Genomic DNA, 14729 nt, shown 5'->3' with positions numbered 1-14729 from the left:
GCATCTTCGAAAGGTCGAAATGCCCAAGGCGTTCGATATCAGCAACCCGCCATTCGATCGTCTGACGCCGAACGAGGCCGAGACGTTGCGGGCCGCGCTCGACATCGCCTACTTCAGCCCGGGCGAAGCGATCATCAGGCGGGACGCTCCGGCGGAGGCGCTCTATGTCGTGATCAAGGGCATCGTCGAGGAGCGGAGCGAGGTCGATCTGCTCGCATTGCTCGGTCCCAAGGACACGTTCGACAGTCGCGCGCTCGTTCACGATCATAGCGGCCACCAGTTCTTCGCCCGCGACGAGACGCTCTGCTATGTGATCCCCAGGAAGGTCGCGCTCGATCTGATCAAGGCAAATCCGCGCTTTGCCGCATTCTTCTACCGCGAGATATCCCAGAAGCTGGACGAGCTCGCCAACGACGAGGAGGCGCGACGCTACGGCTCGTTGATGCACGCCAAGGTCGGCGAATTGTTCCTGCATCCGCCGGTGTTTCTGGCGGCCAGCGACACGATCGAGGCCGCAGGTCACCTGATGCGCGAGATCAACAGCAATGCGCTGTTCGTCCGGGACGGCGAGCGGATCGGCATCGTGACAGGCATGAACCTGTCCAAGGCGGTGGTGCTGGGGCGCCAGTCGATCGAGACGCCGGTGGGCACGCTGGCGAATTACGACATCGTGTCCCTGCGACGTGACGATTTCGTATCCTCGGCTCTCCTGCTGATGACGAAGCACAACAAGCGGCGGCTTGTCGTGCGCGAGGACGAGGAATTCGTCGGAATTCTGGAGGAGATCGATCTGCTGGGTTTCCTGGCGGGAAGCGCGCAAGTCACTGCCGGCCGCATCGATCGCGCCTCGAGCCGGCAGGACCTTGCCACCGCAGCGCGCGAGATCGAGACGCAAACGCGCGTGCTGCGGCGGCAAGGCGTCAAGGTGGAGGTCATTGCGGAGATCGTCTCCGATCTCAACCGCCGCCTCCTGGCCCGGTTGTTCGACATGATCGCGCCGGCCGAGCTGCGCGCCGGCGGCTGTCTGATCGTGATGGGGAGCGAGGGACGGGGAGAGCAGACCGTACGCACCGACCAGGACAACGGCCTTATCCTGGCCGGTCCGGTGCAGGGTGAAATCCTCGAGGCGTTCCGTCACGAGTTCTTCGTCGCTCTCGAGAGCTTCGGCTTTCCGCCTTGTCCTGGCGATATCATGGTGCGCAATCCGGCATGGTCCAGGCCGCTCTCTGAATATCTCGCAGATCTGCGCCGCTGGATCGTGCTTCCCAACCAGGCCGGGCACATGAATGTGGCCATCATCTACGATGCCCAGGCGATCGCGGGCGATCAGCAACTCCTGGATGACGCCAAGACGGCGCTGATCGATATGACCCGGGGCGAGCAGGCGTTCATGGCCCACTTTGCCCGCGCGGTTGACGCGTTCGAGACGCCGATCGGCCTCTTCAACAATTTGATCACGTCCGAGGGCACGGGCGACGCGCTTGACCTCAAGAAAGGCGGCATCTTTCCGATCGTGCACGGGGTTCGCAGCCTGGCGCTCGAGCAGGGGCTGCGCGAGACCTCCACCGACAAGCGCATCTCCCGGCTATGTGAGCTCGGCGTGCTGCAGGCGGACTTCGGACGCGACCTGAAACAGGCCTTCCGCTTCCTGCTGATGCTTCGGCTCGACGGGCAGCTGGCCGCGTCCGCCGGCGCATCGGGGACCCTGGTGCGACCGGCGCACCTGTCCAGCATGGAACGCCATCTGTTGCGCGATGCACTTCAGGTGGTGAAGAAGTTTCGCGAGATCGTCGGTCATCATTTCAAGCTGGGCATGTTCTAGAATGCTGCCTCGCGCGATCAAGCGACTGTTGCACCAGGCAACCCTGAGTGATCAGTCCTATCGCTTTATGTTCGGCCGCGCGCCTGACGACGAGTTTGTGGTCATCGACTGCGAGACCACCGGTCTGAACGTGCGAACGGACGATGTTGTCGCCATTGCGGCCATCAAGATTCGCGGCAATCGGATTTTGACCAGCGCGCGTTTCGAAGCCATCATCCATCCCGACAGGGAGCTCGGAGCGGAGGCGATCAGAATTCACCACTTGCGCCGGTCCGACGTCGAAGCTGCGCCGATCGTCTGGAAGGTATTGCCGGGCTTTCTGCACTTCATCGGGCCGCGCCCGTTGATCGGCTACTATGTCGATTTCGACATCGCCATGCTGAACAAGTACATCCTGCCGCTGGTGGGAATTGAGCTGCCCAACGAACGCATCGAAGTGTCGCGACTTTACTACGACCGCAAATACGGAGACGCGCCGCCAAACACCTCGGTCGATCTGTCATTCGCCGCAATGCTCCGCGACCTCTGCATTCCGGCTCTCGGACAGCATGATGCCTTCAACGACGCATTGATGACTGCGATGATGTTCGTGCAGTTGCGCGACCTGACCGCGCGCGGCGTGCGCATCCCGCGCCAACGGACCAGCCCGGTCTTCAATCCGACCGGGGCATGACCGGTGCCAGAGAGCATGTCGCGGGCCTGCAGCTCAGAGACCGCCGCTGGCGTTCGCGCAAATCGCGACACGCGTGGGCGGCGCGATCATGATCGTGATTGCGACACTTTTGCTGAAATCGCTTTCCTGATGGCCGTGCGGCCCGGGATGCGCTTTTATGGCGCGATAAAGGAATCTGGAGGGAACATGCGTTTTGTCACGATCGTATCGGCTCTGTTCTTGTCGCTCGGCTCGGCGGTTGCCCAGGACTATCCGTCGCGGCCCATCACCGTGCTGGTGCCGTACGCCGCGGGCGGACCGACGGATACCATCGCGCGCCTGACCGCGGCGGCCATGGGGAAATCGCTCGGCCAGCAGATCATCGTCGAGAACGCGACCGGCGCCGGCGGCACGATCGGCACCACCCGCGCCGCGCGTGCCCAGCCGGACGGCTACACGCTGCTGGTCCATCACGTCGGCATTTCGACCGCAGCCACGCTGTACCGCAATCTGAGCTACGACACGAAGACGGCCTTTGCGCCGATCGGGCTTGTGACCAATGCGCCGATGACCATCATCGCGCGTCCGGATTTCCCGGCCGATACGCTCAAGGAACTGGTCGCCTACGCCCAGCAGCAGGGTGACAAGCTGACTTACGCCAATGCCGGGTTAGGGGCGGCATCGCATCTCTGCGGCATGCTGTTCATGACGGCGATCCAGAAGCAGCTCACCACCGTGCCCTACAAGGGCAACGGTCCGATCATGAACGATCTGCTCGGCAAGCAGATCGATCTCACCTGCGACCAGGCGACGAACACGACCGGCCCGATCACGGCCAAGCAGGTCAAGGCCTATGCGATCACCACCAAGGAGCGGCTGAAGAGCCTGCCTGATCTGCCGACCGCTGACGAGGCCGGCCTCAAGGGTTTCGAGCTCGGCGTCTGGCACGGCCTCTATGCTCCCAAGGGCACGCCGCCCGCGGTCGTTCAGAAGCTGACGGCGGCGCTTCAGGCCGCGCTGAGGGATCCTACATTGATCGCCCGGTTCAACGACATCAACACCGAGCCGGTCCCGCAGGACAAGGCGACGCCGGAGGCGCTGGCTGCGATGCTGACCAGCGAGGTCGATCGCTGGGCGCCGATCATCAAGGCGGCAGGGCAATATGCGGATTGAATAAAGATCATGCCATTCAGTAACTTGCGGCTAGGTGATTTATTACCTGTACTGTGCATGGGGTTGTTTCGAGGTTTTGAATCTACCCCGCCGCCTCGTCGAACTGCGCGCTTGCCTCGAGCCATTGCTCCTCCGCGCGCGCCAGCGCGTCGGCGGCATTGGCGCGCGCTTTCGACAGTTGCGCGGCCTGCTTGGGATCGCGCGTAAAGATGTCGGGCAGGGCCAGCGCCGTGTCGATCTTGGCGATGATCTCGCTGACGCGGGCGATCTCGCTCTCGGCTTCCGCAATGCGCTTCTTCAGCGAGCCGCGATTGTCCGACTTCGGGCGCTGCGGCTTTTCGCTCGGCGCACTGCGCTCGCGCGGCGCTTCCGCGTTGCGCGCCGACAGCACCAGGCGGCGGTATTCGTCGAGGTCGCCGTCGTAATTGGTGACGGTGCGGTCGGCGACGATCCAGAGCCGGTCGGCGCAGGCCTCGATCAGATAGCGGTCGTGCGAGACCATGATCACCGCGCCGGGGAATTCGTTGATGGCCTCCGCGAGCGCGCCGCGGCTGTCGATGTCGAGATGGTTGGTGGGCTCGTCCAGGATGATCATGTTGGGGCCGAAGAAGGTCGCAAGGCCCAGGAGCAGCCGCGCCTTCTCGCCGCCGGACAATTTGCCGGCCTTGGTGTCGGCGGCCTTGCCGGAGAAGCCGATCGCGCCGGCGCGCGCCCGCACTTTTGCTTCGGGCGCATCGCCCATCAGCTTGCGGACGTGGTCGTAGGCGGAGGCGTCCTCGTTCAATTCGTCGAGCTGGTGCTGCGCGAAATAGGCGATCGACAGCTTGTCGGCGCGCGTCACCTTGCCCGAGAAGGGCGCCAGGCGCCCGGCGAGCAGCTTGACCAGCGTCGACTTGCCGTTGCCGTTGGCCCCCAGCAGCGCGATGCGGTCGTCATTGTCGATGCGCAAGGTGACGCGGCTAAGCACGGGGCTCGCCGGATCGTAGCCGACCGAGGCGTTGTCGACGGCGATGATCGGCGGCGACAGGATCTTCTCCGGCGCGGGGAAGCTGATCTCGCGCACGTCCTCGGTGACCAGCGCCGTGATCGGCTTCAGCCGCTCCAGCATCTTCACGCGCGATTGCGCCTGGCGGGCCTTCGAGGCCTTGGCCTTGAAACGGTCGACGAAGGCCTGCAGGCGGGCGCGCTCGGCCTCCTGGCGCTTGACCGCCTTGGCATCGAGCAGCTCGCGCGCGGCGCGCTGCTCCTCGAAGGAGGAGTAGGTGCCCTTGTAGAGCGTGAGCTTGCCGCGCTCCAGGTGCAGGATCTGGTCGACCGAGCTTTCCAGGAGGTCGCGGTCGTGGCTGATGACGATCACCGTGCGCGGATAATGCGCGAGGTGATCCTCCAGCCACAGCGTGCCTTCGAGGTCGAGATAGTTGGTGGGCTCGTCGAGCAGCAACAGATCGGGGGCGGCAAACAGCGTCGCGGCGAGCGCGACGCGCATGCGCCAGCCGCCGGAGAATTCGGCGCAGGGACGGAGCTGATCGGCGGCGGAAAAGCCGAGGCCGGAGAGGATCGCAGCCGCGCGTGCGGGCGCCGAGTGTGCGTCGATGTCGACGAGCCGGGTCTGGATCTCCGCGATCCGGTGCGGATCGGTCGCGTGCTCGGCCTCCGCGAGCAGCGCGTCGCGCTCGAGGTCGGCCTTGAGCACGACCGTGATCAGGCTTTCGGGGCCATTCGGGGCCTCCTGCGCCAGGCTGCCGACGCGCCAGCGCGGCGGCAGCGTCACCGTGCCGTGCTCGGCCGCCAGCTCACCCCGGATCACCTTGAACAGGGTCGACTTGCCGGTGCCATTGCGCCCGACCAGGCCGACGCGCGATCCGGGTGTGACCTGCACGGAACTCTGGTCAATCAAAAGGCGTCCGGCGAGGCGGATGGAGAGGTCGGTTATGGAGAGCATGCGGCCTTGTCACCGCAAGGCGCGTCGAACGCAACTCGTTTTTCCGTCAGATTATTGTTTGAGTATGATCTTTCCGGAAAACCGCTTTGCACTTTTCCGGATCATGCTCAGTGCGCCTCGCGCTCGCGTCGCTTCAGCTCGTCCAGAAGCTGCTCGAGATGCGTCGGCAAGCGGGGTTCGGGCCGCAGGCTCTGCTGGAGCCGTTCGCCCACGGCATCGCAGATCGCACGGCTGGTGCGCCGGTCGATCTGTTCGCTGTCATTGGCGAGACGGCCATTCATGACGGGTTCCATGTTGCAGAGTAACGACATGGTACCAAGTCATTGACCCCCCGAATGGTTTCGCCATTCCTGGGGGATGTCCGGCGCTCTAGCAAGAATTGTATGAATTCGCCGTGGCTGCCCAAAAATGAGGCCCCGGCGGGGGGATCACCGGGGCCTCTCTAGGAGGTACCTTGGGGGGCTTAGGTACCTTTGGAAGGTGCTTGGGAAAGGTGCTGTCGGGCTCAGTAGCAGCGGTTGATCAGCCGCCAGCGGGGTCCCCAGGGGGTCGGGACCAGCCGGCGCACATAGCAGCCGCCATAGCCGTAGGAGACGGGAGCATAGAAGCGCGGGCCACCCCAGCCATAGCCGTGGTGCCAGCCGCCGCCGTGCCAGCCCCAGCCGCCGCCATGCCAGTGCGCGGAGGCCGAGGTCGGTGCCAGCGCGGCACCCAGCGCGACCGCGGCGACGGCGGCAAGCGAAAGTTTCCTCAACATGGTGATCTCCTCAGAACTGCCGGCGCGGGGCTATCGCGTCGATGGAAAGGCCGCCGAAACGTTCCGCCTGTTGAAAAGGCTTTGGTTTCGATAGACCCGACCTTACGCCGGCGAGGCTGAACCAAACCCTGAATGGGGGCTTCAGATTCGGTTCATCTGGGTGAAATCTCGGTAATCCATCCCTAAATCCCATTGGGCAGCCCTGCGGCGAAGCGCCCGTGAGAGGGGTTTTGGCGGTCGCTTGCCGTCCGGCAAAGGCGCCGATATAAGCCCCGCAACTCCGAACCACCGCTTTCTTCCCAAGGACAAGATTATGGCCATCGAACGCACTTTCTCGATCATCAAGCCCGATGCGACCGCGCGTAACCTGACCGGTGCGGTCAACGCCGTGATCGAAAAGGCGGGCCTGCGCATCGTCGCGCAGAAGCGCATCCGCATGACCAAGGAACAGGCCGAGACCTTCTATGCCGTCCACAAGGCCCGCCCGTTCTTCGGCGAGCTCGTCGAGTTCATGACCTCGGGCCCGGTCGTCGTCCAGGTCCTGGAAGCCGAGAACGCCATCGCCAAGTATCGCGACGCCATGGGTGCGACCGATCCGTCCAAGGCGGCGGAGGGCACCATCCGCAAGCTCTACGCAAAGTCGATCGGCGAGAATTCCGCACACGGCTCGGATGCGCCGGAGACCGCCGCGATCGAGATCGCGCAGTTCTTCTCGGGCAACGAGATCGTCGGCTGATCGATCAGCCGGCAAGTTAAGACGACGGGGCGAAAGGATTTATTGTGAACTGGCTCTGGCAGATCTTCGATCCCGCTACGATCGGGGCATTCTTCACCCAGTTCCGCAATGAGATGGCCGAACCGACCTTCTGGATTGCGGTCGGCAAGATCATCTGGATCAACATCCTTTTGTCCGGCGACAACGCGCTGGTGATCGCGCTTGCCTGCCGCGGCCTGAAGCCGCGGCACCGGCTGTGGGGCATGATCTTCGGTGCCGGCGCGGCGGTGATCCTGCGGATCATCTTCACCGGCATCGTCGCGAGCCTGATGGAGCTGCCGTACCTCAAGCTCGTCGGCGGTCTCGCGCTGATCGTGATCGCGGCCAAACTGCTGGTGCCGGAAAACGAGGACGAGGACGACGTCGAGTCCGCCTCGCATCTGTGGCAGGCGGTGCAGATCGTCGTCGTCGCCGACATCGTCATGAGTCTCGACAACGTCATCGCGGTCGCGGCTGCAGCCAATGGCAGCGTGCCGCTGCTGATCCTCGGCCTTGCCATCAGCGTGCCGCTGATCGTCGCCGGCGCGGCCCTGATCATGGCGCTGCTCGCTAAGCTGCCGGTGCTGGTGTGGGCCGGTGCCGCGCTGCTCGGCTGGATCGCGGGCGAGGTGATCGCGACCGATCCCGGCATCGCGCCGAGGCTGCACACGCTGTTCGACGGCCCGCTCGGCGCCTCCTTGGATTCGATCCTCGGCACGTTCCGCATCCCGCCGCAATTCGCCCATGGCGGGGCAGGTGGCGAATATTTCTGCGCAGCGCTCGGCGTCGTCGTCGTGCTGGTCGTCGGCAGCATCTGGCGCCGGCGCAGCCTGAGCCAGGCCGCGCTCGAATCCTCCGAGCAGCACGCCAAGGCGTCGGCGGAATAGGCTGGTTCAATCGATCCTGCCGAATTCCGCAACCGGCGTCGTCCAATAGACGAGCCTGGTTCCGGCGAACGAGACCCGCAGACCTTCGAGCAAGCCGCTGGCATCGCTCCTCGCCAGGATAACCTGCACGATAGCCTGGTCGGCATGACCCTTCACGCGTTCGGCGGCGGTGTGCAATCGGACGTCGGCGCCGTGACCGGTGCCGTGCGATCCCGAGAATCCCGAAATCAGGTCGGCCTGCCCGGTGAGATAATCGAACACCTCGTCGCGGAGCTGGCGCGGCACGATCAGCGTGAGACAGACCGGCTGCTCGGTCATTTGGCCACCTTCGGTGATGCGCCATAGCGGCGATACAGGATCGGCAGGAGAATCAGGGTGAGTACGGTGGAGGACACGAGCCCTCCGATCACGACGACGGCGAGGGGGCGCTGAACTTCGGAGCCGGGGCCCGAGGCGAACAGCAGCGGGATCAAGCCAAGTGCGGTGATACTCGCGGTCATCAGCACCGGCCGAAGCCTGCGCATGGCGCCTTCCACGACGATAGGATCCTCGCTCAGGCCATGGGCCCGAAGCTGATTGAAGTAAGAGACGAGAACGACGCCATTGAGGACGGCGATTCCGAGCAGCGCGATGAATCCGACCGACGCCGGCACCGACAGATACTCGCCCGTCACGACCAGCGCGAAGACGCCCCCGATCAGGGCAAAGGGAATGTTAACGAGCACCAGCAAGGCCTGCCGGATGGCACCGAACGTGGTGAAGAGCAGCACGAAGATCAGGCCGATCGCGACGGGCACCACGACGGACAGGCGCGTGGCGGCACGTTGCTGGTTCTCGAACTGTCCGCCCCAAGTCAGACGGTAGCCTTCGGGAAGCGCGAGTCCGGCCATGACCTTCTGGCGGGCCGCTTCGACGAAGCCGACCATGTCGCGGCCCCGGACGTTGGCGCGCACCACGCTCATTCGTGCGCCGTCTTCGCGATCGATCTTCACCGGGCCGTCCACGCGCTGGATTCGGGCGACTTGCGACAGCGCCACGTGCTGCCCGGAAGCGAGCGTCAGCGGCAAGCTCGCCAGCAGCGTCGGCGCCTCCCGTGTCGTGTTGCTGCCGCGGACGAGAATGGGTGTGCGGCGTCCTTCCTCGAGCGCGGTCCCGATCGTTCGGCCCTCGATCTGCGTGCGGAGCGAGTTGGCGATGGAATCCACCGTGAGGCCGAGACGGCCGGCCTCCATCCGGTTGACGGCAACCGTGTAATATTGCGCGCCTTCGTTGAGGGTGGTGTAGACGTCCTCGGCGCCGTCGATGCCCGAGAGGATGGCTGACAGCCTGGCGGCGGTTTCGTTCAGCTTGGCGATGTCGGGACCGAAAATCTTGACGGCGACGTCGCCACGAACGCCGCTGATCATCTCCTGCACGCGCATGTCGATGGGTTGGGTGAAGCTGAGCGAAATACCGGGAAAGCCGGCCAGGACCTCGCGAAGGGTCTGCAGCAGGGCCTCGCGATTCTCTGTCTGTCGCTCGGCGGCCGGCTTGAGCACGAGGAATGTGTCGGTCTGGTTGGGTCCCATGGGGTCGAGGCCGAGTTCGTCCGACCCGGTCCGTGCGACGATGCCGGCGATATCAGGCACGGCCAAAAGCGCAGACTGGAGCCTCGCGTTCATGGCAAGCGACTCGTCGAGGTTGACGGACGGAAGCGTCTCGACGCTGACGATGACATCGCCTTCGTCCATCGTCGGCATGAATGTCTTGCCGAGCTTCGTGTAGGCGAAGCCCGCCGCGAGCAGGCCGATCAGCGCCGCAGCCATCACCTTGCGCTCGTTGTTCAGGGCCCAGTCCAGTGCAGGCGCGTAGACCCGTTGTGCCGCGCGAACCAGCAGGGGATCGCGATGGGACGCAGACTTCAGCACATAGGAGGTCATGACCGGGACCACGGTGAGCGCCAGCAGCAGTGAGCCGGCCAGCGCGAAAATGATGGCCAGCGCGACCGGGATGAACAGCTTCCCCTCCAACCCCTGCAGCGTCAGCAGGGGGACAAACACGATGATGATGATGAGGACGCCCGAGGCGACCGGCTCCAGGACTTCGCAAACCGAACGATACACCAGATGGATCAGCGGAAGCGCCTTACTCGATTCGTGCTTGCTCAGGTTGCCGACGATGTTCTCGACCACGACAACCAGTGCGTCGATCAGCATGCCGATCGCGATCGCAAGTCCGCCGAGGCTCATCAGGTTCGCCGACATCCCGACCACGCGCATGACGATCAGTGCGATGACGATGGCGAGCGGCAGGCTGAGAGCAATCACCAGTGAGGCCCGCCAGTTGCCCAGGAAGAGCAGCAGGAGAACGATGACGAGGACGGTGGCCTCGCCGAGCGCTCGCACCACGGTGCCGACGGCGCGGTTGACCAGGCGGCTGCGGTCATAGAACACGTTGATCGAAACGCTCTTCGGCAGCGAAGATTGCAGCTCGGCAAGCCGGGCACGCACGTCGCGGACGAGCTGACCCGCATTGGCGCCGCGCAAGCCGAGCACGAGCCCCTCGACGGTTTCGCCGCGGCCGTCCGACGTCACTGCACCATACCGGGTCAGCGTTCCGACTTTGACGCTCGCGACGTCGTTGACCAGGATCGGCACGCCCTCGCGGGTGTCGACGACGATGGCCTTGATGTCTTCGATCGACCGGATGCTGCCTTCGATCCGAACCAAGGCGCTGTCCTCGCCCTGGTTCACCCGTCCGGCGCCGTCATTGCGGCTGTTGGCTTCGATGGCGCGGCGAAACAGGTCGTAGGAAATGCCGCGCGCGGCGAGCGCATCATTACGCGGCACGATCTCGAAGGCGCGGACGTAACCGCCGAGTGCATTGACGTCCGCAACGCCGGCGACCGTTCGCAGCGCGGGACGGATCACCCAATCTAGCAAAGTCCGGCGCTCCGCGAGCGAAAGCTCGGGACTGTCGATCGTGAACATGAACATCTCGCCCAGAGGGCTTGTGATCGGCGCAAGACCTCCGCTCACCCCGTCGGGGAAATCACGCGCGATGTTCGATAGCCGCTCCGAGACCTGGTTACGCGCCCAGTAGATGTCGGTGCCGTCCTCGAAATCCACGGTGATGTCGGCCAGCGCGTATTTCGTCGTCGAACGAAGCACCTTCTTGTTCGGCAATCCAAGCAGTTCGAGCTCGACGGGCACCGTGATGCGCTGCTCGACTTCTTCGGGAGTGAGGCCCGGCGCCTTCATGATGATCTTCACCTGAACCGGCGAGACGTCGGGAAACGCGTCGATCGGCAGGCTTGGTAGGAGGACGATTCCGGCGCCAATCAGCAGCAACACTGCCAGCATGACGAACGGTCGCTGCGACAACGCGAACGCAACCAGGCGCCGGAGCATCTATTGCCCCAGTCCGGAGAGAATGCCGCGAAGCGCCGAGATACCGCCGATCGCGATCTGGTCCTGGTCTGTGATGGGACCGGACACCACGACATGGTCCTGATCTTCCGCAACGAGCTTGACCGGAACCAGCCGGAAGCCGCCGGCCATGGCAACGAACACCGAAGTCTGCTCGCCCCGCCGCACCAGCCCGGTGTAGGGAATCTCCCACGCGCCTTCGCCGGCTGAGAGAAAGCCGATGCGGGCAGCGGCAGTTTGACCGGGATGCAGCTCTCCGTTGTTGGGGATTTCCGCGCGAACCAAAACGGTCTGGGTGGCAGGGTCGATGGTCTCGGAGACCAGCACAACCGTGCCGGGGGTGGAATAACCCTCGATCTCGACCTTCGCGCCGGTGCGGATTGCTCGAATATTGGCCGCAGGAACCGCGACTTCCGCCCATAGCGGTGAGAGCCGCGCCAGCTTGACGAGCGGCGCGGATTGTTCGAACCGTTGGCCTGGCGATACCGTGATCTCGACGACGGATGCGGTTTGCGGCGCATTGACCGTAAGCGTCGCGCTGATCGCCGCTTCCTGGGCTAGCCGAGAAATGGCTTCGTCGGACATCCCGCTCAGATGCAGCATCTGACGCCGCTCGGCGACCACGAGAGCGGCCTGGCGCGCTTCGGCCTGGCTGGCCTCCAGCACACGCTGCGGCACGGCCTTGCCCTCGAACAGATCGATATTCCGCTTGAGCTGCTGGCTGGCGAGAAGCTCCTGTGCGATCGCGTGCAGGTAGTCGCGCTGCTGGGAGACGAAACTTGGACTCTCCAGGGTGACCAGCGGCTGGCCGGCCGAGGCGCGGTCACCGCGCCCGACGAGGAGATTGGCGACCATGCCGGCGACAGGCGCGCTGACGACCCACAATTGCTGCGTGGGGATCACGATCTGGACAGGATAGGGCAGCGTCAGATCGGTCCGGATCGCGACCGGGTGGGTCACGCGCACGCCGAGATTCCGCGCCTGCACATCGCTCAGCTTCAATTCATCCTGTGCCTTCGGCGCCGAAGGCCAGAGGCTCAACGCAAGTGCAAGGAGAACGCGGCTACCCGCGTTCCGAGCAAGGCTCGGAAGGAATATCCAATGGTCGAATTGCATGGTGGATATGGTCCGAAATGCCGCGTTTTGCGGCTCACTTACGCCAGCACGGCTCCGGCGAGTTGATGTGCATCAAGCGCGGCTCATCGGCGGAGCATATTTTGAAGTGCCGAAATCGATCTGACTGCGGATTCCGGTCATGCGGGGCGCAGTCGCCGGTCAGGAGTCCACAGGAGCAAAGTCGTGAACTTGCGCAAACTCACTTGCACGCTGCTAAGCGGTGTCATTGCATCGCTTGCTCTTGTGCAGCCGGCGCTTCCCCATAGCGGGACGGCGCAAGATCCCTGGAGCCCTGCGCACCTTGACATGCTCCCGGCCGAGATCCGCGCAGACGTACGGAAATGGGACGCTGCCTGCGGAGGCTCAATAGCTGCCGCCCAACATTTTGCTCTCTATCTGACCGTGCCAGGCGCCGAGTTCGTGGCTCTGCATTTCGACGATTTTCGCTGCCGCAGCGGCGCCGTTCTTTGCAATTCCGCGGGCTGCCTGCACCAGGTGTATGTCGCGACAGCCGGCCGATACCGTCGGGTGCTCGCCGTGCACGCCTTCGACATCCGCCTATCGTCTGCCAACGATCAGGTTTTCGTCGAACTCATGGATGTGAATGGTAACCGCCGGACGTTGCGCTGGAATGGGAGCCGCTTCGTCGCGAGGTAGATGTCGGTGCGGACCCGCAACGTCGGCACCTGACCTCGTCGTGCCTTACCGCCGCACGATCGAGCCGGCGCGGCCGACCAGGCGGGCGAGCTGCTTGAAGCGGCTGCCGACGCGGTCGGCGACGAGGTCGACGAGCCGGTGTTCGAACACCAGCATCAATTTGCGTCCCTGGGTGCGGAAATGCGTGGCTGGCAGGACGCCCGGACGTGCCGCCGAGATCAGATGCGCGACGCGGAATGCCGCGCCGAGCAGGCGGGCGCGTTCGAGCTGCGCCGGCGTCAGCAGCTCCTGCATGGTGACCGGCGGCTGGTTTTCCTCGCTGAGGCCCGCATAGCGATAGAACACCGACAGTCCGACGAAGGCGCGCTCGGTGTGGGTGATCGCGCCGAAATTGCCGTTGACGACGAGGCTGAGCGTCTGCTCGCCGCGGTGATCGGGATGCACGCGCCAGCCGATGTCGGAGAGCAGGCACGCGGTGTGGCGCAGGCGGCGGTCCTCGTCGGTCTCGCGCAGCTTCACGACACGCACCAGGCGGTCGGTCCAGGCGATCAGCTCGCGGGCGTGCTTGGCCGAGCGTGACAGCAGCTGGTTGAGCTCCTCGGCTGCGCAGATCAGCCCGTCCTTGTTGCGCTCGGACTCCGGCAGCTTCTCGTGCAGCAGGCCCTCGCGCACGCCGAAGGTCGAGAACACGATGTTCCTGGGTTTGGCGACGCGGATGATGTGCTCGAGCACCAGCGCCGCATAGGTGAGGAGAGGGCGGCGCGCGTCGGCGACGATCTCGATGTCGGCGAGCATGTCGGCGGCCGCAAGCCGGCGCAGGCGGCGCGAGAAGTCGAGCGCCTCGGTCGCGGAAATGGAATAGCCGTGCATCACCTGGAGCGGATAGCCGCTCTGGATGATGTGGATGCGCGCGAGCGCGCGCCAGGTGCCGCCGACGGCGTAGAAGGTGCGGCCGCGGCCCGCAGTGAGCTGCGGCACCTCGTCGAGCTCCTCGCGCACGATGCGGTCGGCGCGCTTGAGCGATTTGTGCGCGAGGTCCTGGAGCGCAAGGCCGCCGAGCGGCAGCGTGATGCCGCTGCGCACGCTGTTCCTGCGCACGTCGATCAGTTCGAGCGAGCCGCCGCCGAGATCGCCGACGATGCCGTCGGGATGGTGGATGCCGGAGATCACGCCGAGCGCCGACAGCCGGGCCTCGCGCGGGCCCGACAGGATCTCGATCTTGACGGCGCAGATGCGCTCGGCCTTCGCGATGAAGTCGGGGCCGTTGGAGGCGTCGCGGCATGCCGCAGTCGCGATCGCGAACACGCGCCCGACCTGCATCACGCGGCACAGCGCGCGGAAGCGCCTGAGCGAGGTCAGCGCCTTGTCGACGGCATCGGGCGCGAGCAGGCCCGTGCTCTGCACCTCGCGCCCGAGGCCGCACAGCGTCTTCTCGTTGAAGATCGGAATGAGGCTCCGCGCCAGCGCCTCGTAGACGACGAGACGGACCGAGTTGGAACCGATGTCGATAACCGCGACAGTGGCGCCGCGCTTGCGCGGCCGCGTCACGTCGGGGACCCCGA

The 14729-nt window shown here is 64.8% G+C and carries 13 protein-coding genes; 6 read left to right on the top strand and 7 right to left on the bottom strand.

Going from position 1 to position 14729, the window contains the following annotated elements:
* Positions 1 to 19 precede the first annotated feature (19 nt).
* The 3 genes from GGD63_RS03955 (at position 20) to GGD63_RS03945 (ending at position 3647) form a co-directional block, all read left to right on the top strand.
* A complete protein-coding gene (locus GGD63_RS03955; protein ID WP_183239563.1) occupies positions 20 to 1822 on the top strand; it encodes a putative nucleotidyltransferase substrate binding domain-containing protein in 1803 nt (600 codons plus the stop codon).
* A gap of 1 nt (position 1823) precedes the next feature.
* Entirely contained in the window at positions 1824 to 2495 is a 672-nt protein-coding gene (locus tag GGD63_RS03950; RefSeq protein ID WP_183239562.1) for a 3'-5' exonuclease, read from the top strand.
* A 186-nt stretch (positions 2496 to 2681) separates the two neighbouring features.
* The gene (locus tag GGD63_RS03945) at positions 2682 to 3647 is read left to right on the top strand and encodes a tripartite tricarboxylate transporter substrate-binding protein (protein ID WP_183239561.1); all 966 of its coding nucleotides are present in this window, start codon (positions 2682 to 2684) and stop codon (positions 3645 to 3647) included.
* 82 nt (positions 3648 to 3729) lie between these two features.
* On the opposite strand, the gene GGD63_RS03940 is transcribed toward GGD63_RS03945, so the two are convergent.
* The 3 genes from GGD63_RS03940 to GGD63_RS03930 form a co-directional block, all read right to left on the bottom strand.
* Positions 3730 to 5589, bottom strand: a complete 1860-nt coding sequence (locus GGD63_RS03940; RefSeq protein WP_183239560.1) for an ABC-F family ATP-binding cassette domain-containing protein — start codon at positions 5587 to 5589, stop codon at positions 3730 to 3732.
* A gap of 107 nt (positions 5590 to 5696) precedes the next feature.
* Positions 5697 to 5870 carry a hypothetical protein gene (locus GGD63_RS03935; protein ID WP_183239559.1) on the bottom strand — a complete coding sequence of 58 codons (174 nt, stop codon included), beginning with the start codon at positions 5868 to 5870 and terminating at the stop codon, positions 5697 to 5699.
* A gap of 224 nt (positions 5871 to 6094) precedes the next feature.
* A complete protein-coding gene (locus GGD63_RS03930; protein WP_027576269.1) occupies positions 6095 to 6346 on the bottom strand; it encodes a hypothetical protein in 252 nt (83 codons plus the stop codon).
* Positions 6347 to 6659: 313 nt separating this feature from the next.
* Here GGD63_RS03930 and ndk point away from each other — a divergent pair, with 313 nt between their 5' ends.
* Both ndk and GGD63_RS03920 read left to right on the top strand, forming a co-directional pair.
* Positions 6660 to 7082 carry a nucleoside-diphosphate kinase gene (ndk, locus tag GGD63_RS03925; protein ID WP_018645406.1) on the top strand — a complete coding sequence of 141 codons (423 nt, stop codon included), beginning with the start codon at positions 6660 to 6662 and terminating at the stop codon, positions 7080 to 7082.
* A 44-nt stretch (positions 7083 to 7126) separates the two neighbouring features.
* A complete protein-coding gene (locus tag GGD63_RS03920; protein ID WP_183239558.1) occupies positions 7127 to 7987 on the top strand; it encodes a TerC family protein in 861 nt (286 codons plus the stop codon).
* Positions 7988 to 7993: 6 nt separating this feature from the next.
* On the opposite strand, the gene GGD63_RS03915 is transcribed toward GGD63_RS03920, so the two are convergent.
* The 3 genes from GGD63_RS03915 to GGD63_RS03905 are packed head-to-tail and all read right to left on the bottom strand — an operon-like array spanning position 7994 to position 12510.
* Entirely contained in the window at positions 7994 to 8305 is a 312-nt protein-coding gene (locus GGD63_RS03915) for a DUF3240 family protein (protein ID WP_183239557.1), read from the bottom strand.
* The gene (locus GGD63_RS03910; protein ID WP_183239556.1) at positions 8302 to 11376 is read right to left on the bottom strand and encodes an efflux RND transporter permease subunit; all 3075 of its coding nucleotides are present in this window, start codon (positions 11374 to 11376) and stop codon (positions 8302 to 8304) included. The genes GGD63_RS03915 and GGD63_RS03910 overlap by 4 nt, the downstream gene beginning before the upstream one ends.
* Positions 11377 to 12510, bottom strand: a complete 1134-nt coding sequence (locus GGD63_RS03905; protein ID WP_183239555.1) for an efflux RND transporter periplasmic adaptor subunit — start codon at positions 12508 to 12510, stop codon at positions 11377 to 11379. It lies immediately after the preceding gene.
* A gap of 183 nt (positions 12511 to 12693) precedes the next feature.
* Here GGD63_RS03905 and GGD63_RS03900 point away from each other — a divergent pair, with 183 nt between their 5' ends.
* Positions 12694 to 13167 carry a hypothetical protein gene (locus GGD63_RS03900; protein ID WP_183239554.1) on the top strand — a complete coding sequence of 158 codons (474 nt, stop codon included), beginning with the start codon at positions 12694 to 12696 and terminating at the stop codon, positions 13165 to 13167.
* Positions 13168 to 13212: 45 nt separating this feature from the next.
* On the opposite strand, the gene ppx is transcribed toward GGD63_RS03900, so the two are convergent.
* A complete protein-coding gene (ppx, locus tag GGD63_RS03895; RefSeq protein ID WP_183239553.1) occupies positions 13213 to 14715 on the bottom strand; it encodes an exopolyphosphatase in 1503 nt (500 codons plus the stop codon).
* Positions 14716 to 14729 lie beyond the last annotated feature (14 nt).

This window comes from Bradyrhizobium sp. cir1 (assembly GCF_014198245.1).
Taxonomy (GTDB): Bacteria; Pseudomonadota; Alphaproteobacteria; order Rhizobiales; family Xanthobacteraceae; genus Bradyrhizobium.
The sequence above is the reverse complement of the archived record's forward strand: the minus strand, read 5'-3'. Positions and strand labels throughout refer to the sequence as shown.